Source organism: Muriicola sp., from assembly GCF_041567615.1.
Classification (GTDB): domain Bacteria; phylum Bacteroidota; class Bacteroidia; order Flavobacteriales; family Flavobacteriaceae; genus Muriicola.
This window is the reverse complement of sequence record NZ_JBFGBM010000016.1, coordinates 1-23,132: the sequence shown is the minus strand read 5'-3', so window position 1 is coordinate 23,132 and position 23,132 is coordinate 1. Positions and strand designations below refer to the sequence as shown.

21 protein-coding genes are annotated in these 23,132 nt (G+C 49.5%); 9 read left to right on the top strand and 12 right to left on the bottom strand.

Going from position 1 to position 23,132, the window contains the following annotated elements; all coding sequences use genetic code 11:
* Positions 1-489, top strand: a 489-nt coding sequence (locus ABYP73_RS02175) for a DUF1080 domain-containing protein (RefSeq protein ID WP_372973319.1), incomplete at its 5' end; no start/stop codon positions are given.
* Here the strand turns inward: ABYP73_RS02175 and ABYP73_RS02170 are convergent.
* Positions 472-1,446, bottom strand: coding sequence for an endonuclease/exonuclease/phosphatase family protein (locus ABYP73_RS02170; RefSeq protein WP_372973318.1), 975 nt, complete (start codon positions 1,444-1,446; stop codon positions 472-474). The two genes, ABYP73_RS02175 and ABYP73_RS02170, sit on opposite strands and share 18 nt — an antisense overlap.
* Before the next feature lie 189 nt (positions 1,447-1,635).
* On the opposite strand from ABYP73_RS02170, the gene ABYP73_RS02165 reads away from it, so the two are divergent.
* Complete coding sequence (locus tag ABYP73_RS02165; protein ID WP_372973317.1) at positions 1,636-4,413, top strand: TonB-dependent receptor; 2,778 nt, start codon at positions 1,636-1,638, stop codon at positions 4,411-4,413.
* Between the two features lies 1 nt (position 4,414).
* The gene (locus tag ABYP73_RS02160) at positions 4,415-5,782 is read left to right on the top strand and encodes a DUF5689 domain-containing protein (RefSeq protein WP_372973316.1); all 1,368 of its coding nucleotides are present in this window, start codon (positions 4,415-4,417) and stop codon (positions 5,780-5,782) included.
* Positions 5,783-5,811: 29 nt separating this feature from the next.
* Here the strand turns inward: ABYP73_RS02160 and ABYP73_RS02155 are convergent, their stop codons facing one another.
* The gene (locus ABYP73_RS02155; RefSeq protein WP_372944402.1) at positions 5,812-6,189 is read right to left on the bottom strand and encodes a DUF2237 family protein; all 378 of its coding nucleotides are present in this window, start codon (positions 6,187-6,189) and stop codon (positions 5,812-5,814) included.
* A gap of 140 nt (positions 6,190-6,329) precedes the next feature.
* Here ABYP73_RS02155 and ABYP73_RS02150 point away from each other — a divergent pair, with 140 nt between their 5' ends.
* Both ABYP73_RS02150 and ABYP73_RS02145 read left to right on the top strand, forming a co-directional pair.
* Complete coding sequence (locus tag ABYP73_RS02150) at positions 6,330-6,806, top strand: ankyrin repeat domain-containing protein (RefSeq protein WP_372944403.1); 477 nt, start codon at positions 6,330-6,332, stop codon at positions 6,804-6,806.
* 12 nt (positions 6,807-6,818) lie between these two features.
* Entirely contained in the window at positions 6,819-7,592 is a 774-nt protein-coding gene (locus ABYP73_RS02145) for an amidohydrolase (protein ID WP_372944404.1), read from the top strand.
* On the opposite strand, the gene ABYP73_RS02140 is transcribed toward ABYP73_RS02145, so the two are convergent.
* Together ABYP73_RS02140 and ABYP73_RS02135 are read right to left on the bottom strand one after the other, a co-directional pair.
* Positions 7,579-9,219 (bottom strand): Ig-like domain-containing protein, encoded by a 1,641-nt coding sequence (locus tag ABYP73_RS02140; RefSeq protein WP_372973315.1) that lies wholly within the window; start codon positions 9,217-9,219, stop codon positions 7,579-7,581. The genes ABYP73_RS02145 and ABYP73_RS02140 overlap by 14 nt on opposite strands.
* Before the next feature lie 28 nt (positions 9,220-9,247).
* A complete protein-coding gene (locus ABYP73_RS02135; RefSeq protein ID WP_372973314.1) occupies positions 9,248-9,784 on the bottom strand; it encodes a ComF family protein in 537 nt (178 codons plus the stop codon).
* Positions 9,785-9,995: 211 nt separating this feature from the next.
* Here ABYP73_RS02135 and ABYP73_RS02130 point away from each other — a divergent pair, with 211 nt between their 5' ends.
* Both ABYP73_RS02130 and ABYP73_RS02125 read left to right on the top strand, forming a co-directional pair.
* The gene (locus ABYP73_RS02130) at positions 9,996-10,895 is read left to right on the top strand and encodes a hypothetical protein (protein WP_372973313.1); all 900 of its coding nucleotides are present in this window, start codon (positions 9,996-9,998) and stop codon (positions 10,893-10,895) included.
* Positions 10,896-10,932: 37 nt separating this feature from the next.
* On the top strand, positions 10,933-12,477 hold the full coding sequence (locus tag ABYP73_RS02125; RefSeq protein WP_372944408.1) for a glycine--tRNA ligase: 1,545 nt from the start codon (positions 10,933-10,935) through the stop codon (positions 12,475-12,477).
* Positions 12,478-12,479: 2 nt separating this feature from the next.
* On the opposite strand, the gene ABYP73_RS02120 is transcribed toward ABYP73_RS02125, so the two are convergent.
* Together ABYP73_RS02120 and ABYP73_RS02115 are read right to left on the bottom strand one after the other, a co-directional pair.
* A complete protein-coding gene (locus ABYP73_RS02120) occupies positions 12,480-14,561 on the bottom strand; it encodes a TonB-dependent receptor family protein (RefSeq protein ID WP_372973312.1) in 2,082 nt (693 codons plus the stop codon).
* Positions 14,562-14,590: 29 nt separating this feature from the next.
* Positions 14,591-15,160 carry a DUF3575 domain-containing protein gene (locus ABYP73_RS02115; RefSeq protein WP_372944410.1) on the bottom strand — a complete coding sequence of 190 codons (570 nt, stop codon included), beginning with the start codon at positions 15,158-15,160 and terminating at the stop codon, positions 14,591-14,593.
* 150 nt (positions 15,161-15,310) lie between these two features.
* Here ABYP73_RS02115 and ABYP73_RS02110 point away from each other — a divergent pair, with 150 nt between their 5' ends.
* Positions 15,311-16,084: an exodeoxyribonuclease III gene (locus ABYP73_RS02110; protein WP_372944411.1), complete on the top strand. Its 774-nt coding sequence runs from the start codon at positions 15,311-15,313 to the stop codon at positions 16,082-16,084.
* Positions 16,085-16,132: 48 nt separating this feature from the next.
* A complete protein-coding gene (locus ABYP73_RS02105; protein ID WP_372973311.1) occupies positions 16,133-17,173 on the top strand; it encodes an NADP(H)-dependent aldo-keto reductase in 1,041 nt (346 codons plus the stop codon).
* A 1-nt stretch (position 17,174) separates the two neighbouring features.
* On the opposite strand, the gene ABYP73_RS02100 is transcribed toward ABYP73_RS02105, so the two are convergent.
* The 6 genes from ABYP73_RS02100 to panC form a co-directional block, all read right to left on the bottom strand.
* Entirely contained in the window at positions 17,175-18,227 is a 1,053-nt protein-coding gene (locus ABYP73_RS02100) for a proline iminopeptidase-family hydrolase (protein WP_372944413.1), read from the bottom strand.
* A gap of 46 nt (positions 18,228-18,273) precedes the next feature.
* Positions 18,274-19,635 (bottom strand): DNA repair protein RadA, encoded by a 1,362-nt coding sequence (gene radA / locus ABYP73_RS02095; RefSeq protein WP_372944414.1) that lies wholly within the window; start codon positions 19,633-19,635, stop codon positions 18,274-18,276.
* Between the two features lie 91 nt (positions 19,636-19,726).
* Entirely contained in the window at positions 19,727-20,872 is a 1,146-nt protein-coding gene (locus ABYP73_RS02090) for an alpha/beta hydrolase (RefSeq protein WP_372973310.1), read from the bottom strand.
* Positions 20,873-20,900: 28 nt separating this feature from the next.
* Complete coding sequence (locus tag ABYP73_RS02085; RefSeq protein WP_372944416.1) at positions 20,901-21,866, bottom strand: lysylphosphatidylglycerol synthase transmembrane domain-containing protein; 966 nt, start codon at positions 21,864-21,866, stop codon at positions 20,901-20,903.
* Positions 21,867-21,869: 3 nt separating this feature from the next.
* Positions 21,870-22,220 (bottom strand): aspartate 1-decarboxylase, encoded by a 351-nt coding sequence (gene panD / locus ABYP73_RS02080; RefSeq protein WP_372973309.1) that lies wholly within the window; start codon positions 22,218-22,220, stop codon positions 21,870-21,872.
* 13 nt (positions 22,221-22,233) lie between these two features.
* Positions 22,234-23,073, bottom strand: a complete 840-nt coding sequence (gene panC, locus ABYP73_RS02075; RefSeq protein WP_372973308.1) for a pantoate--beta-alanine ligase — start codon at positions 23,071-23,073, stop codon at positions 22,234-22,236.
* Positions 23,074-23,132: the final 59 nt, after the last annotated feature.

Sequence of the window (23,132 nt, the reverse complement as noted above, 5' to 3'; positions counted from 1 at the left end):
GGCACCGAGAAATGGTATGTCGAAGACGGTCTCCTGGTCTCCGAAAGCGGCCCCGACGCCCAGTATGGCTACCTGGCCACAAATGATCATTACAAGGACTTTGAGCTCAGCCTGGAATTCCTGCAGGAAGCCGACGGCAACAGTGGGGTCTTTGTCCGCTCCACTATTGAGGGGACCAAAGTAAGCGGCTGGCAGGTTGAGGTGGCTCCCAAGGGAAAACATACCGGAGGGGTTTACGAGTCCTACGGTCGCGGCTGGCTGGTGAAACCCGAGGCGGAAAAGGAGCTGGTGCTTAGAGAAGGACAGTGGAACACGCTCAAGATCCGTATGATGGGAGACCAGCTTACCTCCTGGCTCAATGGGGTGCAAATGGTCAGCATCAGTGATGAAGCCATCGGCAAGGGGGAAGGCTCCATCGCCCTCCAGATCCACGACGGTGGCGGGATCAAAGTAAAGTGGAGGAATATCAAGTTAATCGTCCCTGAATAGGGGCTTCACCTGCGTAATAAATAAGGCATATACGGGAAAGTGGTCACTGTATCCTCCTGTATATCTCCCAGAAGTAAAGCTTCGGAAGGGATAACCTTTAAACCTGCCTCTCTTTTGCGTTAAAAAGGCGGGATCGTGTATTCCGGCTTTCCAGAATCGCAGAGGATTTGACCCTGTGACGAGGTTCCCGCTCACGTAGATCTGGTCGAACAGACTCCAGCTATCTCTGTACGCCAGACTTCCCATGCCCTTTTTGAACAGAGCCGCCATGGGGTTGTAAAGATCGATTGCCTTTATACCATCTGAATCCTTCCTGACCCTCAGTACCTTTCTAAAGGCATAATCCGTGGGGTTGTCATTAAAATCTCCCATGGCAATAACCACAGGTTCAGGAGAGATAGCCCGTATCGAATCCAGGATCTCAAGGTTGAGCTCAGCCGCAGCAATTCTGTAAGGACGACTGCGCAGTTCACCTCCCCTGCGGGAAGGCCAGTGGTTTATAAGCACATAAACAGGAAGTCCGTCCAAATATCCGTGTACCACCAGCTGATCCCTGGTAAATTCCCTGAATCTCTCCTCGTTGCGGAGGAGCAGGGGATGCCACGTCATACTAACAGGCGAAAAGGAGGCCTTTCTGTACAAAAAGGCCACATCGATTCCCCTTTCGTCCGGACCGTCCCTGTGAATGATGCCGTAACCAAAGGTCCTGAGCAATTCATGAGAAACCAGGTCTGTTAAAACCCGGTGATTTTCTGCCTCGCAAACGCCCAGGATATCAGGGGGCCCATACCCGTATTTATCTCCTGTACTCCGGATGGCCTGAGCCAATCTCTCAATCTTTTCCTCGTATCGTGCTTTGTCCCATTGATAGAGGCCCCCGGGAGTAAAATCATCGTCCATGACCTTCGGATCGTCAAGGGTATCGAACAGGTTTTCGAGATTGTAAAAGGAAAACATCCTAACTCTGTAGGTAGCCTCCTGACCAGCACAAATTTGCGGGGGCATCCAAAAAAAGAAGAATGTAAGAACGTGCACCTTCAAATTCACAGACCTGACTTTAAATATTCGTCGGCAAGGTATCCCCCCAGGATGCAAGGGGATTGCAGCAGCCCCGGTTATTTTGGCAAGGCTAAAAGGAGGATTGCAATGAAGGAGATCGGCACGGGAAACGAATCAATAAATATTTCAAAAAGGTATTACCTCGTGATTTTGGCAGGGATCATAGCTTGGAATGGGATCGCGCAGGAAGTTTCGATAAAAGGGCGAGTCCTGGAATACCTGGATCGAAAGGGGCTGAAAGGAATTGAGGTAGAACTAGAGTCGGAAGGAGATCCGGTAAGGACTGATGATTCCGGGGACTTCCTCCTGATCAGTAAAAGTAAAGGATCCCAAAACCTCAGGATCTCGGCCCCTCAATACCAGACGCTGATCTTCCCATTGGTGATGGGATCGGAAGACATCAACCTGGGCCCTGTTTATCTCAAACGGGATCTCGAGACAGAAAAGACAGATAATCTGGTAACGCTTACCGAGACTGAACTGATCGATGAGGCGGGCGTTGAATCGAACTCAGGGTTTTTACAGGCCACCAGGGACGTCTTTCTCAATCGGGCTGCTTTTGATTTCGGGCAGGTCTTTTTCCGGGTCAGGGGTTACGATTCCCGCGAGGGAGCTATCCTGATCAATGGTATCCCCATGAACCGAAATTGGGACGGCAGGCCGCAGTGGAATAACTGGGGAGGTCTCAATGACGTCATGAGAAACCAGGAATTGAGTTACGGCCTGGAAGCATCTGACCACGCATTTGGCCGACCAATGGGCATTACCCTGATCGATACTTCTCCCTTCAGGGTAAGGCCCGGAATTAGGATCTCTGCAGCGGCCTCAAACCGCACTTACCGAAACCGACTGATGACTACGTATCATTCAGGAACGGGAAAAAAAGGGTTTAGCCATACGCTCTCCCTGTCCCGGCGCTGGGCTGAACAGGGTTACGTGACAGGAACACTTTATGATGCCTATTCCATCTTCCTGTCTTCCGGAGTTGCCCTGGGTCCGAACCATTTACTGGGACTTACGCTGATCAATGCCTACAACAGCCGTGGCCGTTCTGCAGGCCTGACTGATGAAGTTGCTGAACTCGCCGGTCCAAGATACAATCCGTACTGGGGTTTGCTCGACGGTGCACGGAGAACTTCCCGGATCCGGACGACCCATGAACCTTTGGTAATGCTGGATTACGACCATACGAAAAACGACTTCCGGTTCAGGATCGCAGCAGCCTTTCAAACCGGAAGTGCAGGCTTCTCTCGTATCGGATATTTTGATGCTCCTAATCCCGACCCCACTTATTACCGCTATTTACCGAGCTTTTACCTCAACAGTCCGATCGGGGCGAACTTCATCGGTGCTAATGAAGCCAGGTTGAGTTTCCTGAAAAATTCACAATGGCCCTGGTCTTCGCTCTATCAGGCCAACACATCACCCGCCCAAGATGGAAGAGCTGCCTATGTTTATTATGAGGACAGAAGGGAGGAAGATACCTTCTCGATAAATACTGTACTGAATTTACCTTTAGGCAAGAGCGTCCAAATAGATGCAGGTATTCTGATGCAGCAATCAGAAATATCCAATTTCTCGAGACTTAATGATCTGATGGGAGCAACCTACCTTTTGGATGAAGATACTTTTTCGAAGACGAGAAACGACCTGAATGGAGAGATCCAAAAACAGGAAGGGGAGATATTTGGCTATCACTATAAGATGGATGTTGAGCACCTGACAAGTTTTATACAAACCCGTTTCTTCTGGAAACAATGGGATTTTTATGTCGCTGGAGAATATGCTGAAAAGAGTTTCCAGAGAGACGGGTTTTTTTTGAATGAACGATACCCCGACGAGTCATTGGGGAAAAGTGAGCGCTTGAATTTTAGATCCTGGGGAATAAAATCGGGTCTTTCCTGTGGAATCAGTTCCAGGCACTGGATCAAAGCGCATATATACAGCGGGAGAAGGCCACCTTTGTTAAAACACATGTTCGTAAATCCCAGGGAGAGTAACAGGGTCGTACCGGGTATTACAGGAGAATCCCTGTTTAGCTATGATATCAATTACCATCTCCGCTTAGACGGGCTTAAAGGTCGGGTATCCGCTTATTACACCAGATTCCAGCATCAGACCGAGGTGAACTTCTTCTATGTGGACTCCGGATTTGGATCTGATTTTGTTCAGGAAGTGGTCACAGGACTCGACCGGTTGCACAAGGGTCTCGAAATGGGATTGGAATACGAGATATCACCCGTTGTCAAGGCCACTGTGGTGGCATCTGTAGGAAGCCTTGAATACGCCAGTAATCCGGAACTGTCCATAAATTTTGACACTTCTGGTGCCGAAGGGGAGTTACGGCAATCCGAAGGGAGGATTGATCTGGGTCATACTTCCGTCAAGGGGTATAAGTTGCCCAGGGGCCCTCAAACGGCCTTGGCATTGGGGATCGAGTATAGGGATCCTTCCTACTGGTGGGTGGGAGTTACCGCCAATTACCTGGCAAATAATTACCGGGATATTTCCTTTATAAAGAGGACTCGCAGTTTTCTGATAGACCCCGATACGGGATCGGAATTTGACGATTTCGATGAAGAGATACATCAGTCTATGTTGATGCAGGAGCCGCTCCCCCCGGTGCACCTTCTCAATCTGACTGCCGGGAAATCCTGGCTGCACAAGGGAAGATATATCAGTGCCTTTCTCAGTGTGAACAACCTTTTTGATGAGGTGTTCAGATCAGGGGGATACGAACAAAGCAGGAACGGGACTTACGGACAAATGTTAAGGGACAACCTCAGTGGGTCTCCTTCCTTCGGACCCAAATACTGGTATGGGTTCGGCCGAACCTTTTTTTTGAACCTGGCAATCAGTTTTTAGGATGAACACAAAAAAGGTTCCGTCAAGGGAGTTCATCGTGTTTTTCCTTTTCCTTATGGGATGCCTGAGACAGGACGACCTGTCTGCTCCAGAAATGTACTGCGTTGATGAGTTGTCCCCGAATATCTCCCTGATGGAGGTCCTGGATTCTTTTGATGGAAGCACAAGGGAGATCCGGAATGACTGGGTCGTCGAGGCCTACGTCATCTCCTCAGACAAAAGCGGGAACTTCTACAATACCCTTCATCTCCAGGACAGACCTGCGGCTCCGCAGGTAGGGGTACAGGTGGAACTCGAATTGCGGAATTCCCACCTGTTCTATCCTGTTGGCCAAAAAGTATTATTGAAATTGAAAGGCCTTTTCATAGGAAGGTCCAAAGGCATCTTTAAACTGGGTAATGCCTATACTTCTTTTGGCAATGTACAGGTGGGCCGTATTCCCAAACACGCCATCGTTGATCATGTACTTAAAATGTGCGGACCTCCCCACGCCCTTATACCAACAAGGCTTTTCGTGCAGGATCTCATTGCACAACCGTCAAATACGCTGGTCGAGCTTAAGGAAATGGAATTTATGCTGGAATTGAAGGATTCGACCTATGCTCAAATAGAGGTCGAAACAGTTAGGACTATGCAGGATTGCGATGACCGCGAGATAGGCCTGCTCAACAGCGGGTATTCCGATTTTCAAAAGGAAACCTTGCCCACAGGTAAGGGTTCAATCACAGCCATATACTATCCCGAAGGCGGGAAGCCTCAATTGATGATAAGATCTCCTGAGGACCTGGACCTCCGTGGAGAACGATGTGAGGACCTGATCACAGAGTTTACCTCAGAATCCCTGATCATTTCTGAGCTTGCCGACCCGGACAATAACACTGCTGCCAGGTATGTGGAATTGCATTATTCGGGCTCGGAAACGCTTTCTCTAAACAGATGGAGGCTGGATCGCTATACCAATGACAATACAGAGAGAGGGTCTACCATAGACCTCTCTGCTCTTACACTTTTCCCGGGTCAGTTTCTTTTGATCGCCTCAGACGCAGCCGTCTTTGAACAGACTTACGGATTTGCCCCGGATTTACAGGGCGGAACGAACAGCCCGGCTGACTCCAATGGAGATGACAATCTGGTCCTGATAGATCCCTTTGGGTCTGTCATCGATATCTTCGGGGTGGTTGGGGAAGACGGATCGGGCACCAGTCATGAATTCGAGGATGGGAGGGCGTATCGAAAAGAGGGGATACAGCTTGGCAATCCCGTATTCGACCCATCAGAGTGGGAAGTCTTTAACGATACAGGCGGTTCCGGAACGACGAATCAGCCTCAGCAGGCTCCAGGGGATTTTACCCCAGGGTCAAGGGATTAAACCATTTTTATTGAAAGTGTACATGCATATTATACGGGTGCCTTATACGCGTATTTCAGCAAGGTCTCCATACGACAATATTCCAGTGCCTTTTCATGCGTGGCTTCCAGGATGACAGGGGGCGCTACCCCGGCCTTTTCGGCCTCGATCCAGCGGGATACGCACAAACACCACTGGTCACCCGGTTTAAGTCCGGGAAACTGCCACTCCGGAATGGGAGTGATCAGGTCATTTCCCCTGCTCCTTGAAAATTCCAGGAATTCACGGGTCACCCTGGCGCAGACCACATGGGTCCCGAGGTCTTCTTTCATGGTTTTGCAAAAGCCGTCCCTGAAGTATCCTGTCACCGGATCCTGGCAACAGGGTGATAAAGGCATCCCGAATACATTGAGTGGATTGTTTTCCATACGGCAAGATAACCCGAATTACACAATTTTCCCTGTCTGCATGATTTCCAGACGACATCCGTCAATAGAGGATTTCTATGATTGAAGGTGAATCCTCCCCGGCATTATTGTACCTTTAAACACTATAAAAACTGGCACTTATGACACAGGATTCTTTTTTTGATGCGATCAGGCAGGGGGATCTCGAAACGATAAGTTCCCTGGGGGAGAAGAACCCCGACCTTTACGGTTCCAGGGATTCAAGGGGTTCAACACCCCTCATCCTGGCGGCCTATTACAACCGTGAAGCTGCGGTAGATTACCTGCTCCAAAAAGGTGTCCCTGTTGATGAGAAGGACGGTGCAGGGAATACAGCCCTCATGGGGTGTTGCTTTAAGGGGTATTTGGGTATAGCGAGAAAATTGATCCAGGCAGGAGCAGATGTGAACACGATCAATTCCCTTGGGTCGAGTTGTCTTATCTATGCCGTTACTTTCAACCAGATAGAGATTGCTAAATTACTCCTCAGCCATGGAGCGGATATGCACATCAGGGATGCCAGGGGTCACTCTGCCTTGGACCATGCCAAAATGCAGGGTTTTACCCACTTTACATCGATGCTGACACCTTCAACATAAAGACAGAGGCATTTGGCAACACACCTTGAAATAGCACTGGTACAGACCGAGATCTTCTGGCAGGAACCGGAAAAGAACAGGAGGCATTTTGCTTCCCTGATCGATGGTATTGACAAAGAAGTAGATCTCATCGTCCTTCCGGAGACGTTTACGACGGGCTTTACCATGACCCCTTCAGAGATCGATCCTTCTGAAGGAAACCGGACCCTGAGCTGGATGAAGGAAATTGCCCGGGAGAAGGGGGCTGCTATCACCGGAAGTATCCCCTTCTTTCAGAATGGTAGGCATACCAATCGCCTTCTCTTCGTGGAGCCGGAAGGAGGGGTGCACTATTATGACAAGCGCCACACTTTTACCCTGGCCGGGGAGCACAGGTCTTACGCGCGGGGCGAAAGGAAGGTGCTCATCGAGTACCGCGGATTCAGGATTTGCCCCATGATCTGCTACGATCTTCGTTTCCCCGTATGGACAAGGAATACAGAGGGATATGACGTACTTCTCTTCGTTGCCAACTGGCCCAAACCCAGGATTGATGCCTGGGATACCCTGCTCAAAGCGAGGGCTATCGAAAATATGGCCTATTGTATCGGCGTAAACAGGGTGGGAACAGACAATAATGGAAATGATTACGTGGGTCATTCGGCCTGTTATGATCCCCTTGGGCATCAGGTGGTCTTCTCTGATAAGGAGGAGATACTCTTCGTAAAACTCGATAAGTCTCAACTAAAGGAGATCCGGGATCAACTCAGGTTCCTGGACGACAGGGACGCATTCATTCTTCAATAAGGAAGAGCTGCTCGAGCTCCCAATTGGCCCTGACCTCAATGGCAGTGGGAAAATAAATGACCCGCTCGGGTTGTATCTTTTTGTAGAAATCCCCCGTATCCCAGCGATCATTTTCATTTTTGTCAAAAATGGCTCTGACCAGGTAATTTCCCGGACTTAGCAGGTTGAATTCAAAAACCCCGTTTTCACGGGCCGTGATTGAGCGGATCGTTTTGCCCTTGGTATCGGTGAGCTGCAACAACACAGGGTAAGGCAGAGCGGTTTCCAGACGGATGCGCAAATTGCCGTAATCGGCATAACTGCCCGTGATCAGCCTGTAGTTCAGGGTGTCATTGCTGTTTCCAAAGATATCTGCAAGCGCTCCCGGGAGGAGTGTAAGAAAGTAGGCGTTATTGGGTTCTTTCTCAAAATCGATGACCAACCGTTGGCCAACCGTATCTAATGTGACCTCCATGGGTTGCGGTACAGAATCCCTGTTCATCATGGAAATGAAGGTCGTATCTTTCTTGACGATGGGGATATTGGACGAGATGGCCATGGTATCCAGGAACCCGATACTGCTCCTGTAACTGGCTGAAAGTCTCAGGGAATCCGGCAGCAGTTTTCGGGATTTTATGGTAAACGTATCCCTTTTTTGCAGACGGGGGTTGACCACCTCAAAAATCAGGGAATCGGGATCAAAAGGGGTAAACCAGAAATTCAGGGAGTCCCTGCCCGGCATTTTCGCCTGATAGGTAAATACCGAATCAGGGACAGGGCTCACAGGATTGATCTCCAATTTTTCATCCGGACCTTTGTACCCGAAAAGTATCCTGTTAGAAGCCTCGAATTTAGGTACGGACAGACTGTACTCCGGTTTTTCCCGGAACAGGTTCAGAAGATATATGGAATCCGTAGGCAGGCTGATGGTATCTGCCACAAAGCCGATCTTATCCACCACGGGATCGTACAGATTGTTCTTGGCCTCATCCTTTACCGCGATGAGCCGGTATTTCCCTGCCTTTAGATACTGGAGGCGAAAGATCGTCGTGCTGTCCTGTGTATTGGCCAGGTAGTTTGGAGGTGACTTCCTGATCAAGGTGTCGGAATACGCCGTATCGATCTCATAAAGCATCACGCTGATGAAATCCTCTGTTTCCTTGTTAAAGGCGTCTTTTACAACCCCTATCAGGGAGAGGGAATCCAGGTAATCCCCGGTAGAGAAGACATAGGTCAGAAAGGGATAGGGATTACTTTCATTGTTGTCTACGATGCTTTCCCCGAAATTCAGCGTATAGGTGGTGTTATCCTTCAGGGTGTCCTTGATGACTATCTCAACGTATTTGCTGGCACCTCCCTGAGGGCTGATATCGGGCGGATACTTAAAAGGGGGGGAGACGATCAGTTTGTTCTGAACATCCTGTAATTTGATGTATTCATCAAAATACAATCGGATCTTGTTTCCCTTGAAATTCGTACTGAGGTTTTCGGGTTCTGCCCTCAGCAGCACCGGGGGTTCCGTATCCTTGGGACCCCCGGAAGGACTTCCTCTTCGGGCACACTGAAAAAGGGCCAGAGCCAGGAAAAGCAGGAATACCCCTGAAAGAAATCGCTTTAAATGCGCCATAAAGCCCGTTGTTTGGGCCAAGAAACAACTAATTTACAGAATTCTAAAATCAGGGAACCACAGCCATAGTCGCGATATAAACTTCAATTTCCCCGGCCCTTTTCAGGGCCTTAACACATGCCTCAAGGGTGGCCCCGGTGGTGATCACGTCGTCCATCAGCAGTACCTTTTTCCCCCTTAGATCACTGTAGTTTGTCACCCGGAACGCGGGACGCTGCTCTTCCCATCGGAATAACCTTGATTTCCTGGTTTGGGTTTGTGTATGCGTACTCTTTAGCAACAGATCCTCCCGATGAGGAATGCAAAGCCGGCGGGCTATCTCCCCACTGAAGCCGGATACCTGGTTATACCCCCTTATTTTTAGCTTTTTCGGGTGCAGGGGCACTGGGATGGCCATATCGAGAGCGGGGAGGGCCTTGTCTGCTGCAAGAATTTCTCCATACCACCTCCCGAGGAAATCACCGATTTGCCTCTGGTTTCTGTATTTGAGGTAATGGATCAGGTTGCGTACAATGCCTTTTTCATGAAAGAACAGGAAACAAGTGGCTTTCTGAACCCTAACCCGCCCGTAAAAGACCCTGTCCAAAGGGTTTTCAGTCGAAAAATTGTACTCGGTAAGCGGTAATTGGTCTCGACAAGGAACACATAAAATTTGCTCTCCTCGATATAATCGTGCATTACATCCAAAACAGACTGTGGGGAAAAGGACCGTGTTGAGATCATTTAGTATATTTGGTAGCTTAGTAATATCCAAGTCTTTACGCATTTAAACCTACTTACAACGTACCCTCCAGCGAATGGATCTTCAGGAAAATACATTCAATTACAAAATCATTCTAGCGGCACTTGTGGCAGTGATCATAGGCATCCTGATCGCCTTTTACTACAGCTATGCCCAGTCGCAGAATCAGATCATTTACCTGGAAGACGAAAAGACGCTGTTGGTGCGCGACCTGACACTGATGAAAACTGAGGTCGATCGTCTCTCTGCCCTCAATGAGGTCAATGAAATAGAATTACAGGATTCCCGTGACAGGGTGCAACAGTTGCTCGACTCTGTAGGTCGTCTCAATTTCACTATTGGTAAATTGAGCAAATTTAGGACCCAGCTCCGCAATCTGGAAGCACAGTATGACAGTATCAAACTGAACAACAATCTGCTGAGGTACAACAACAGGCTTCTCGCCAGCCAATACCAGGAAACCCGGGAAATGCTGGAAGAACTCCGGGGCAGGAGCAATACTCTTGCCGAAACCGAGGCCCTGCTTAGACGGAAGAATCAGGAACTGAGCCGGGAGCTGAAGATGAAGAGCTATCTCAACCTGGTCAATGCCGAAGGGAGCGGTTTCAGGATGAAAAGCGGAAGACCGATCAAGACCAACAAGGCTTCGACTATAGAGAAGCTGAGGGGATGTGTGACCATACAGGCGGATCCCAATACGATTACACCCAAGGAAAAGGTTCTCTACTTCCAGTTCCTGGGCCCCAACATGGGCATCATAGAGGACAATGCCAACATCATCTCCGTAAACGGGAATATCTACAGCAAAAGGGTGACTCTGATCTTCAGGGGAGAGGAAATGAGTGTGTGCGACTTTATTACGGTACCCGAAGGATCTTTGCTTGACGGCACCTATACCCTCAATGTCTTCGAGGATGAAAAATTGCTCGCCACCGCCGAATTTCAGTTAAAATAATCTATTCAGTCTTTCCGTAAAATTCTATTTTTGCCCCATGGCAAACCAAGAGGACATTTTCAAAAAGGTAATTTCACATGCCAAGGAATACGGTTATGTGGCACAGTCGAGTGAGATATACGACGGTCTGAGTGCAGTATACGACTACCTTCAGAACGGAGCGGAGCTCAAGAAGAATATCAGGGAATACTGGTGGCAGGCCATGGTGCAGCTCCATGAGAATATCGTGGGGATCGATGCCGCCATCTTTATGCATCCGACCACATGGAAAGCCTCCGGGCACGTAGATGCCTTCAATGACCCGCTGATAGACAACAAGGATTCCAAGAAAAGATACAGGGCTGATGTCCTGGTGGAAGATTATGTTGCCAAGATAGAAGCCAAGATCGAGAAGGAGGTAGCCAAGGCTGCCAAGCGTTTCGGGGATGCCTTTGACGAAGCCCAGTTCCGGTCTACGAATGCCCGTGTGATGGATTACCAGGAAAAAGCCGATACCATCATTAAGAGGCTGGCGCGATCCCTGGAAAAGGAGGACCTGGAGGATGTAAAGAATCTCATCCTGGAACTCGAAATAGTTTGTCCAGTCTCCGGCTCTAAGAATTGGACCGATGTCAAGCAGTTCAACCTGATGTTCGGCACCAAGCTGGGGGCCTCTGCGGATTCTGCCATGGATCTTTACCTGCGTCCTGAAACGGCCCAGGGCATCTTTGTCAACTTCCTGAATGTTCAGAAATCAGGGCGGATGAAGATCCCGTTCGGGATCGCCCAGATCGGTAAAGCATTCCGCAACGAGATAGTCGCACGCCAGTTTATCTTCAGGATGAGGGAATTCGAACAGATGGAGATGCAATTCTTTATCAGGCCCGGGTCCCAGAAAGAGTGGTATGAAACCTGGAAACAAAACCGGATGAAATGGCACCTTTCCCTGGGGATGGGCGAGGAGAATTACCGTTTCCACGACCACGAGAAATTGGCGCACTACGCCGATGCCGCGGCTGATATAGAATTCAGGTTTCCCTTCGGGTTTAAAGAGCTGGAAGGGATCCACTCCCGAACCGATTTCGATCTCGGGAGCCATGAGAAATATTCCGGGAAAAAATTACAGTATTTCGATCCGGAACTTGAAGAGAGCTACGTCCCATACGTCATTGAGACTTCCATAGGCCTAGACCGTATGTTCCTCGCCGTACTGGCCCATTCCCTGGTGGATGAAGAGCTGGACAACGGGTCGACCCGTACAGTGCTTAAGATCCCGGCCGTTCTCGCCCCAACAAAGGCGGCTGTTCTACCCCTGGTAAAGAAAGACGGTCTTCCGGAAATTGCCCATCAGATCATAGACGACCTTCGCCTCGATTTCAACGTCACCTATGACGATAAAGACGCCGTAGGCAGGAGGTACCGTAGGCAGGATGCCGCAGGCACACCTTTTTGTATCACCGTAGACCACCAGACCCTGGAAGACCAGACCGTTACCCTGCGTCACAGGGATACCATGGAACAGAAACGGCTTCCCATCGAAGAATTGCATGCCGCAATAGACAAGGAAGTAGGGATGCGGCACTGGCTGAAAAAGATCCTGTAATTTCAGAGGGTATACCTCAGGCGGATACTACCGTACACATTGCGGTCATTGCCGGGATAGTAATACCGGGGTTCTGCCCCCCCAAAGGCATTGGTATTGATCAGCACAGACTGGGCATAGCGCACGTTGAACAGGTTGTTGATTCCCAGGCTAAGACTCAGCCCTAACCGGCCGCTTACTTTTCTTTCATACCTCCATTTGGTCCCGAAGAGGTGAAAGGCTTCGCTGGAGAGGGTGTTGGCATCGGTCAGCGGAATACTGCCCACATACTGGTGTGTGGTATTCCAGAAAAAACTGCTGCCGTACTGAAGTTGAAGGCCACTGTTGAGCCTGTGCCTGGGCACCCCCGTCAATGGATTGCCCGAAAAGTCCTCATCCCCGTCCACGAAATCTACGAATTGATGATCGCTGAAAGTGTAATTCAGAAAGGGCATCAACTGCCAGTCGGGCCCCAACGCCCAACGGTAGTTCAGGGCAGCTTCGAGGCCCCTGTGCCGTGTCCTCCCGGCGTTCCTCCCCACAAACTGATCATCGCCCACCCGTTCGGCTACGAGCAGGTTCTTCACACTCATTTGGTACACCGTCATGAGCAGGTTGAGTTTACCGTCGAACAGAAATAACCGGGAACCCAGCTCGTAATTCACCCCTTTTTCCTGTTCGATATCCGGATTGATGACCCCACCCGGGGTAAGGGTCTCCTCCAGAGTGGGGTTGGAAAATCCCCTGCTGATATTGGCATACACGGAATGGTATTCCGAGATCTTGTAATCCATGTTCAGGCTCGGCAGGGCAATCGTCCTGAAATTTCGATCAGCACTCTGGTTTGCGTCCCCTGCATTGAACAGGTCCCTGTAATCGTACCGGGTATGGTTGATGTTCAGGCCCAACTGTAGGTTCATCCTTTCCAGGAGCTCAATATTCCACGTGCCGAAGGCGTTTAACTGGGATCTGAATTCCTTGTTGTCGGCAAAAATATCGCCCTGCAGGCTGCCTTCTCCTCCGTTGTCCCGGTAGTCATTCTCGTATTCCCTCCAGGTAAATTCATCCCGGTAGAGTTCTGTTCCAAAAGAAAAGGTAGAATTTCGATCGAAAAGTTTTGTGTTCCCCCTGAAGTGAGTACGCAGCCCAAAGCCGTTGGTATATTCATCAAGGATGCCAAACGGACGAGCCTCATAATGGTCCAGGTAAGAATAGAACACACTGGTGGTATTCCGAAAATCAGCCGAAAAGCGATGGGTAAAATTCACTCCGAGAAGGGTATACCTGTTGTCTTCAAAACCTTTGGATGCCGCCCAGGTGAAAGCTGCCTGGGCAGGGTCTTCCCTGAATGCCGTGATGCCCAGGGAGCTGGGGATCTGTGCGGTGTAGTCGATGTAGCTCAACAGCAAACCAATTTCATTCTTCTCGTTTAAGGAGCGGGACATCCTCAGGAGCAGGCCGTCTCTTTCAAAACGGTTGTTCTCCCTGTAGCCGTCCGTTTCCAGGTGTTCGTAATTCAGGTTTACAGTGGAGAGTTCATCCCTGTGGGAAAAATTGAGGTTGTTCTTGAACAGGTTGTAGGATCCCAGGGTGGTGCTGTTGCTAAACTGTGTCCCTGTGCCCAGGTTTTCCCGGGTAGTCAACAGGATGGCCCCTCCGAGATTGGTGCCGAAAGTTGTGGCTTTGGGGCCTTTTACAACTTCAACCTGACTGAAATTTTCCAGGTCGAAGGCTTCGATGCTCGAGAACCCGCTGCCATCCGTAACCGGAATATCGTCATAGTACAACCGGAGTTTGTCCGTCCCGAAAAGGGTTCGCGCCCCTATTCCGCGTATAGTGATCCTGTTTGTATTCAAAGCTCCGGAAAGGATGTAGACCCCCGGGATCTGGTTGATGGCCGAAACGGCATCTACCGGACTGAAATTGTCGAAAACCTTTGCTCCTATGATCTGGGAAGGGATGATGCCCTCGGTCTGCTTTACCTTTTGTTCTTCGAGCAGCAGTACCTCGGGTAAAACCGTGATACTATCTGTTTGTACCGTATTTTGACCATAGTGTAACAGGGTGAAGAAAAGACAGGGGAATAGTAAAAAGACTGACCTCATTCCAAAAAACTGAGGGGCAAACATACGTATTAAAAGCGGAATCCCAGTGAAATCCCACCGCGGGGGACGACTTCAGGGGCGAAATCCGAATTGAGAAAGTTACGCCCAATTCCGCCGTAAATTTCTGCTAAGAATCCTCTTTTAGATATGAATTTTCCCCCTATACTCACCCCCAGGGCAAAGTCAGTATACTTTTCCTCCGAACGGATGAGGTTCCCCGACTGCTGGTCGAATTCGTTATAGACATCTTCATTGCCCGAATTCAACATGGCAAAACCTTCCACGAAAAACCCACTGGCATAGCTCCTGGAAAAATACTTGCGGTAAAAAGGGGTAAATGAAAAGCTTCGATCGTATGCGATATCCTCATCGTATCCACCGATCCGGAACAAGAGTCCAAACCCGAATGAGGTTTCCTCATTGATCAGGCGTTCGTAGGTAAGATCGGTAAATTTAAAGGCGATCAGGTTGAACATGTTCAGCTTTAACTCATTCTGTTGTGTTATGGAATTGGCGTCCCCCACGGGAAGGGTATCCTGGGCAGTCAGGAGGTTCGTAGTCATTAAAAAAATGAGGGTGGCCAAGCAGTAGTGTTTCATGGGTAAAATCTTTAAGGAAAGATATGCCTAATTGACGAAAATCCAACAGGGATTTTTCTCTGAATTTTCATAGTGCAGTGCAGCAACGGTCTCAGGCTCGGGTTTCCTCAAATGCATGAGATTCTTTATTTTCGGCCGAAATTTGACCGCATGAAGATCGTATCCTACAATGTAAATGGAATACGGGCCGCCCTCAACAAGGGATTTTTGGAATGGCTCGGGAGTGTAGACCCTGATGTGGTATGCCTGCAGGAGATCAAGGCCATGGAAGAGCAACTGGATGTGAGCCTGTTTGAAAAGGCCGGATATCCCTTCCATTACTGGTTCAGTGCCGAAAAAAAAGGATATAGCGGGGTGGCCATCCTCACCAAAAAGGAACCGGATCACGTAGAATTCGGTACGGGCATCGATTATATGGACAGAGAAGGAAGGAACCTGAGGGCTGACATAGACGGGATCTCGGTGATGAGCCTCTATATCCCTTCTGGGACCAACATAGAAAGGCTCGACCACAAACTTCAGTACATGGCCGATTTCCAGGACTATGTAGAGGGACTAAAACAAGAGAATCCGAACCTGGTGATCCTGGGGGATTACAATATCTGTCATCGTGCCATCGATATACACGACCCGGTCAGGAACAAGAATGTGTCCGGCTTCCTGCCTGTGGAACGCGAATGGATCGGCAATTTTATAGACAGCGGTTTTATTGACAGCTTCCGGCACTTCAACAAGGAGCCCCACCAATATACCTGGTGGACCTACAGGGCCAATGCCCGCAACAAGAACAAAGGGTGGCGCCTGGATTACGGGATGGTCAGCCGAAACCTCGAGGACCGACTTCGGAGGTCTGTGATCCTCTCCTCAGCAAAACACAGCGATCACTGCCCGATCCTGGTAGAACTCGATACCCCTTCGTTTTAAATTAGCCGGCTGATCCCTACCTTTGCGGCCTGAAATCAAATAGGTACGATGATCTACACTACATTGCCGCATACCGATATCGAGGTAAGCAAGATATGCCTGGGGACTATGACCTGGGGCAAGCAAAATACTGAGGAAGAAGGGTTTGAACAAATGGATTACGCCCTGGACCAGGGCATCAATTTCTTTGATACGGCAGAATTGTATCCCATTCCCGCCCATCCCGATCGATATGCCCTGACCGAAGAGATCATCGGCAACTGGTTTTCCAAAACCGGGAACAGGGATAAGGTGGTCCTGGCCTCCAAGATCGCCGGCAAGGCAGAATTCACCAAGTTCATCCGAACCACAGGCTTTAGCAAGGATTCCCTGATCGAAGCCGTGAATGGCAGCCTGAAGCGGCTGCAAACGGATTATATCGACCTTTACCAGCTCCATTGGCCCGAACGCAACACCAACTACTTTGGACAAAGAGGATACAGGCATGATCCGTCCGATTTCTGGCGGGACAATATCCACCAGGTGCTGGAAACCCTGCGCGATCTGATCAGAGAAGGCAAGATCCGTTATGTAGGTCTTTCTAACGAAACGCCCTGGGGGACCATGAGGTTCCTGGAAGAGAGCAAGGTACATGAAAGCCTCCCCAGGATGATCACCATCCAGAATCCGTACAGCCTCCTCAACCGCACCTTTGAAGTGGGGTTATCGGAGATCTCCCTTCGAGAAAAAATAGGGCTGCTCGCCTATTCCCCATTAGGTTTCGGGGTGCTTAGCGGGAAGTACCTGGGGGGTAAAAAACCTGAAAATGCCAGGATTACGCTATTCCCTGCTTACAAAAGATACAGTGATGAACAGTCGCAGAAGGCCACCCAAATGTACTACGATCTGGCAGGGGATCACGGTCTTTCCCTCACACAAATGGCCCTGGCCTATGTAAATACGCGGCCGTTTCTGACCAGCAATATCATAGGGGCCACTTCCATGGAGCAGTTGAAGGAAAATATCGGAAGTATCGACGTCGCCCTAACCGATGAAATACTTAAGGGGATAGAAGCCATCCATAGGGAAATCCCGGATCCGGCACCCTGATCTAGAAAGATCCCCGATCCACGTCGTGGACGAAACGGATCACCCCGTCAAAATAATTCTTCTGATCGTCGTATTGGGATAAGTGACTTCCATTGGGGCAATAGAGGTAACGGCCGTTCCGGACTTCCTTTGACATCCATTCCATATGCGCAGGATCCATCGTATCATACTGGGCTCCGATCACAAGGGTGGGTACCCTGATCTCCTTCAGCCTGTCCTTCACATCCCAGTCCTTTAAAGTGGCGTCGCCGGTGATCCCGAACTCACTGTAGCCCTGCATATGAACATACACCTGGTTGTTGGCGTGCTTAAGGGTCCGCATGATCGCTTCCGGCCATTGATCCGTAGGCCTGCGAAGCACGTGCTCCGTGTAATAGTGCTCAAAGAGCAATTCGCCATACCGGGGGTTGCCAAAATCCTCTGCTTCCTCCATGGCTTTGATTTCCTTGTAGATCTCCGGATCCATCTGAGGGCCCAGTACGGTTTGGGCATAGGCGTTGTACTCCGGGATACTGCTCATCATATTGGAGATGACCAGGCCCTTGAGGTTGTCCTGGTATTTAAGGGCGTATTCCATGGCCAGGATCCCTCCCCAGGACTGGCCGAGGAGGTAAAAGTTAGAGCTGTCGAGCCCCAGGGCCTGCCGAACCTGCTCTACTTCTTCCACAAAGCGCTCGGTGTTCCAAAGACTGAGGTCATCAGGCTGGTCACTGTAATAGGAACCCAACTGGTCATAGTAGATATATTCGATCTCTTCTTGCGGAAAATAGCCGTCGAAGCACTCGTATAGCTCGTGCGTCATCCCGGGTCCGCCGTGCAATAACAGCACTTTTTTGGTGGGGTTGTTTCCCACGCGTTTGGTCCAGACTTTAAATGTGCCCTTGTCCGTGTTGACCGGGATCATTTTGATTCCTCCTGTGTACTGGTCATCCCTGTTCTCAAAACTCAGGTATTCCTCACAGGAGCTGTTTGCCTGTACACTGTCTTCTTTGGGGGTGTTCTGACATGAAATGAGAAAGAAAACAGGTAACAGGAGGCTGGCGAAGATTTTCATAGTGGTGGTTTAGATGATCCCTAAAGGTAAAAATTATCCGTTTGCCTCAACCGAACAATTCACGGATCACGTCTTCGATCTTTGATACTTTGCTGATCAGGATGTTGTGTTTTTTCAAACCGATCTTGTTATTCCTGGAAACAAATATGCGGGTGAATCCCAGTTTCTCCGCCTCCAGGATACGCTGGTCTATCCGGCGTACCGGTCTGACCTCTCCCGCGAGACCTATCTCGGCCGCAAAGCATGTTCCTTTTTCCACAGGGATATCGGCATTGCTGGATAGGACAGCCGCCACAACCCCCAGGTCGATCGCAGGGTCATCCACGGAAATCCCCCCAGTGATGTTTAGAAAGACATCTTTGGCACCCAGTTTAAAGCCAGCCCTTTTCTCGAGTACGGCCAGCAGCATATTTAGCCTTTTGGCATTAAAGCCTGTAGCCGTTCGCTGAGGGGTACCGTAAACGGCAGTGCTCACCAGGGCCTGAATTTCGATAAGCAAGGGTCGCATTCCTTCAAGCGTGGCCACTACGGCCGTACCGCTCAGGGCTTCGTTGTGTTTGGAGATGAGAATCTCAGAAGGGTTGCTGACCTCACGTAACCCGTCTCCCTGCATCTCGTAGATCCCCAGTTCTGCGGTGGAACCAAAGCGGTTTTTCAAGGCCCTGAGGATGCGGTACATATAATTTCGGTCGCCTTCAAACTGTAGCACGGTGTCTACCATATGCTCCAGGATCTTAGGCCCTGCGAGGGTTCCGTCCTTGGTGATATGACCCACCAGGATGACAGGGGTACCCGTTTCTTTGGCAAAACGGATAAGTTCTGCCGTGCATTCCCGGATCTGTGAGATACTCCCGGCAGAGGATTCTATATGGTCCGAATGCAGGGTTTGTATGGAATCTATGATCACAATATCTGGGGAAACCTCCCGTATCTGCCGGAAGATCTGCTGGGTTTTTGTCTCCGTGAGGATAAAGCAGTTCTCACTCTCCGGATGGAGCCTTTGTGCCCTCATTTTGATCTGTTTCAGGCTTTCTTCTCCTGAGACATAGAGGGTTTTGTAGGGTAGCCGAAGGGCGATCTGCAACAGGAGGGTACTTTTCCCTATGCCGGGTTCCCCTCCGAGAAGCACCATGGATCCGGGAACCAGTCCGCCTCCCAGGACCCGGTTGAATTCCCGGTCGTTGAGATTGAGACGGGTCTCCTCCTCGGTCCCTATGTCAGCTATATTCACGGATAGGGCCGTTTTTGGCCCGCCATTCAGGGTCGGTCTCCAGTCGGATTTCTCCTCCTTCTGTATCACCTCCTCCACAATGGTATTCCATTCCTTACAGGCCGTGCACTGCCCGGCCCATTTGGCGAACTGGGTACCACAATTCTGACAGAAAAAGGCAGTTTTGGTCTTGGCCATAGTGTGGTTAAAGATATTGTGGTTCGCCCTAAAAACAAAAGAAACACCCCGCAAAAAGCGGGGTGCAATTATTGGAGGGACAGGGCCTTTCCTAAAAACCGAAATCTGCTTTGAGGGCGTCTATTTTTTCAAGGGCTAATTCCTTGGTCAGGAAGTCGATTTCCTGCATGCCAAAAGCTTTTTCAAAGGTGCGCAAAGCCTTTTTCGCTTCCCCGAGATATTCGTAATATTCTCCTTCGAAATAAAATCCCATCATGGTATCCGGGTATTGTTTTTTACAGAGGTCCGAAAGGGCTTTCAGGGATTCAAAGTCTTCCTTTTTTCGGGTTGCGGCATAAATCGCCATGATGTCGTTCAGGCTGACGTCCTTCCTGAACCCAAACAGTTCTTCAATGGTTCCGTACTTGTCTTCGAGGTATTGGAATACAGGTTCCTCGGAGGTGAGGATCTGCTCTTTGTATTCCTTGGGCGTAATGGGTTTAAAGATCTCGAACATTTTCTCCCAGGCTTTCCCCAGTCCGTAAGTGACCACGGAAAGCTCCCCGGCCTCGGGATAGACATCGAGGGAATAATGCAAGGTCGGCTTTTGAATAGATTTCAGGTTCTGGTCCAGGATACTGATGCCATTCTGGGATTTCTGTTTAGTACCTCCGGTTATGAGGTGATAGAAGATCTGTTGCTCCAGGGCGAGAAGCCTCTCCGGCACCCTGACCTCCATTTCGGGGGCAAGTCGCGGGGCAATGCTGATAAAGGCATTGAAAAACGACTGGTCTTTAAACAGGTAATAATTTCCGAAATTAGCCGTAATACCGTAACCGATGAACATTCTGAAGGGGGCTGTACTGAACTTGGTGTCCAGATAGGGAACGATCTCCATACCGATAAATTCGTAAAACATCTTCCCTTTGTCCGTGGGAAGGCCTGTATCTTCTTCAAAAGCGCAATCCTCCCAGCGAAGGTTTTCAGCATTCTGATCTATACCCACCACGATCACTTCGGGCATCCCCTCGAATCTGCTATAAAATTTTGCGTTCGCCACAACCTGGTCAAAAAGGTACTCGGCATCGAGCACGACAACCACGGGATACTTCTTTTCGGGAGTGTAATCTTCCGGAAAGTAGTAGGAAACATTCCTTCTCTCCTGCAGTTTGAAGGATTCAAAAATCTCATGGGTCACCTGGGCAAAAGTGAAGTGGGTGAACAGAAAGCTCAGGACCACGATGATGGTACTTCTCATGGAGTTGGTTTTTTGGTATGGATAAAGCCTACCGGTTTCTGTTCAATAACGGTAAGAGTAGAAAAGATATTGCACCAAAGACCACCACCATCAGGGTTTGGGCGATCCACATGATCCACCCAAAAGCGTCGCCGGAAACGGCGCTAACACCATAGATGGAAAGGGCTTTGCTCACAGCGATGGGATAAAGGCCAATCCCGCCGTTGGTCGTAGACATGGCAAAGGCCCCTGCAATAAATGCGACGAGGAATTCCGAAAAAGCCAGGGACATGGTTTCCGCCACGGTGAATTTGATCACCCAGAACATGGCGATGTAGGCTGCCCAGATGAAGAGGGTGTGAAATAGGAACAACCATTTATAACGCATCCTGAAGATGCTCATCACCCCGTCAAGCAGGCCCTTGACAAGGTCTTTCAGCTTGATGGCCAGGCGAGAACTCGATCTTCGCAGGAATGCGAGAAAAACAAAAAGCATGAATATTCCAACAGCCACCAGGACAAGGGTGGCGGTAAGCCCTATGCCGTTTGCCTTGAGATAAGAAAGAATCACCTGGGTCTGGGAGATCAGGGCGATGAAAATGATCAGCAGAAGCATCAGCAGGTCGATCACACGCTCGGTCACGATGGTCCCAAATCCTTTTTGGAATGGAACTTTTTCGTAGGTGGCCAGGGCCGTTGCCCTCAGGATTTCTCCTGACCTTGGGATTCCCAGGTTGGCAAAATAAGCGATGAGGATAAACAGGATGTTATTCCTGATCTTGGGTTTGTAACCAAGGGGTTCCAGGAGATAGTTCCATCGAATAGCCCTCGAGATATGGCTGAGGATGCCTATGACCACCGAAATTCCAACCCAAAAAAGGTCGGCCTCTCTGATATATCTAAAGATTTCTTTTCTGTCCTCCGTGGAGGTGTTGTAGTAGGAATACCAAATCAAAAAAACTCCCAGAAGGATGGGGACGACGATTTTGAGGAGTCTTTTGAAACGGGTGTTCAAGAGCTAGTTTAACATGTTGTTCTCTTCATTGGGAAAGATCATGGCTGGCTCGAAGGTCTTGGCTTCCTCGAGTTCCATCCAGGCATAAGTGATAAGGATAAGGACATCCCCCACGGCTACTTTCCTGGCCGCGGCACCGTTAAGGGTCACTTCACCTGAGTTCCGGGGTCCTGGTATGGCGTAGGTTTCAAGGCGTTCCCCGTTGTTGTTGTTGACGATCTGCACCTTTTCACCCCTGATTATATTCGCCGCATCCATCAGGTCCTCGTCGATCGTGATACTGCCGATATAATTGAGGTCGGCCCCGGTAACTTTTACCCTGTGTATCTTGGATTTAACTACTTCAATTTTCATGGCGCAAAAATAATCAATTCATTGCGATATTGTCAATGAGGCGGATCCCTTCCGCATAAACGGCGATAAAGCCCCTGTATTTCCTGTTTTTCTGTTTTATCATCACAGGTGTCAGGGTCTCTTCGTCTGCGATCTGGAAATACTCCAGATCCATGTCTTTTTCGGCAGAGAACACCTCTGATACATATCCGTCTATCTTAGTCGCATTTTCCGTGCCAAACATACACCTGGCTTCTTCCAGCGTTTTGTATATAATCCCGGCCTTCCTTCTCATCTCTTCAGAAAGCAGGCGATTCCTGGAACTCATGGCGAGGCCTTGTGGTTCACGCACGATAGGACAACCGACAATTTGCAGCTCGAAAGGCAGGGTTCGGGCGAGATTCCTGACGATCTGTAGCTGCTGGAAATCTTTCTCCCCAAAATAGGCTCTGTCGGGCCTGATAAGCTCAAACAGCTTTTGAACCACCGTGGCAACCCCATTGAAATGACCGGGTCTGTAGGCTCCTTCCATGACTTTGTCCAATCCATTAAAGAAATATTCCTGGGAGGTAACTTCTTCCCCGTACAATTCTTCAATGGCAGGAGCAAATACGATGATGTCTTTGTCTACAGAATTTAGAAGGGACAGATCCTCCTCCAGGGTCTTCGGATATTTCTCGAGGTCCTCGGGGTTGTTGAACTGGGTGGGATTTACAAAGATCGTCACAAGGACAGAATCATTTTCGCCGATGGCCTTCTTTACCAGACTGAGGTGTCCCTCATGCAGGGCCCCCATGGTGGGAACCAGCCCCAGGGTACCCATGAGGGAATCCAGGTGGTTCAGCAATTCCATCCTTCCCGAAATCAACTTCATAGCACAGCTTAAAAAGCGTGCAAACTTACTATAATTACGGCTAATCTGCATAATTTTTG

What these genes read in the sequence shown, in the direction of transcription:
- ABYP73_RS02170 (WP_372973318.1), bottom strand. Translation starts at nt 1,446, where the DNA reads ATGTTTTCCTTTTACAATCTCGAAAACCTGTTCGATACCCTTGACGAT.
- ABYP73_RS02165 (WP_372973317.1), top strand. Translation starts at nt 1,636, where the DNA reads ATGAAGGAGATCGGCACGGGAAACGAATCAATAAATATTTCAAAAAGG.
- ABYP73_RS02160 (WP_372973316.1), top strand. Translation starts at nt 4,415, where the DNA reads ATGAACACAAAAAAGGTTCCGTCAAGGGAGTTCATCGTGTTTTTCCTT.
- ABYP73_RS02155 (WP_372944402.1), bottom strand. Translation starts at nt 6,189, where the DNA reads ATGGAAAACAATCCACTCAATGTATTCGGGATGCCTTTATCACCCTGT.
- ABYP73_RS02150 (WP_372944403.1), top strand. Translation starts at nt 6,330, where the DNA reads ATGACACAGGATTCTTTTTTTGATGCGATCAGGCAGGGGGATCTCGAA.
- ABYP73_RS02130 (WP_372973313.1), top strand. Translation starts at nt 9,996, where the DNA reads ATGGATCTTCAGGAAAATACATTCAATTACAAAATCATTCTAGCGGCA.
- ABYP73_RS02125 (WP_372944408.1), top strand. Translation starts at nt 10,933, where the DNA reads ATGGCAAACCAAGAGGACATTTTCAAAAAGGTAATTTCACATGCCAAG.
- ABYP73_RS02120 (WP_372973312.1), bottom strand. Translation starts at nt 14,561, where the DNA reads ATGAGGTCAGTCTTTTTACTATTCCCCTGTCTTTTCTTCACCCTGTTA.
- ABYP73_RS02115 (WP_372944410.1), bottom strand. Translation starts at nt 15,160, where the DNA reads ATGAAACACTACTGCTTGGCCACCCTCATTTTTTTAATGACTACGAAC.
- ABYP73_RS02110 (WP_372944411.1), top strand. Translation starts at nt 15,311, where the DNA reads ATGAAGATCGTATCCTACAATGTAAATGGAATACGGGCCGCCCTCAAC.
- ABYP73_RS02105 (WP_372973311.1), top strand. Translation starts at nt 16,133, where the DNA reads ATGATCTACACTACATTGCCGCATACCGATATCGAGGTAAGCAAGATA.
- ABYP73_RS02100 (WP_372944413.1), bottom strand. Translation starts at nt 18,227, where the DNA reads ATGAAAATCTTCGCCAGCCTCCTGTTACCTGTTTTCTTTCTCATTTCA.
- radA (WP_372944414.1), bottom strand. Translation starts at nt 19,635, where the DNA reads ATGGCCAAGACCAAAACTGCCTTTTTCTGTCAGAATTGTGGTACCCAG.
- ABYP73_RS02090 (WP_372973310.1), bottom strand. Translation starts at nt 20,872, where the DNA reads ATGAGAAGTACCATCATCGTGGTCCTGAGCTTTCTGTTCACCCACTTC.
- panD (WP_372973309.1), bottom strand. Translation starts at nt 22,220, where the DNA reads ATGAAAATTGAAGTAGTTAAATCCAAGATACACAGGGTAAAAGTTACC.
- panC (WP_372973308.1), bottom strand. Translation starts at nt 23,073, where the DNA reads ATGAAGTTGATTTCGGGAAGGATGGAATTGCTGAACCACCTGGATTCC.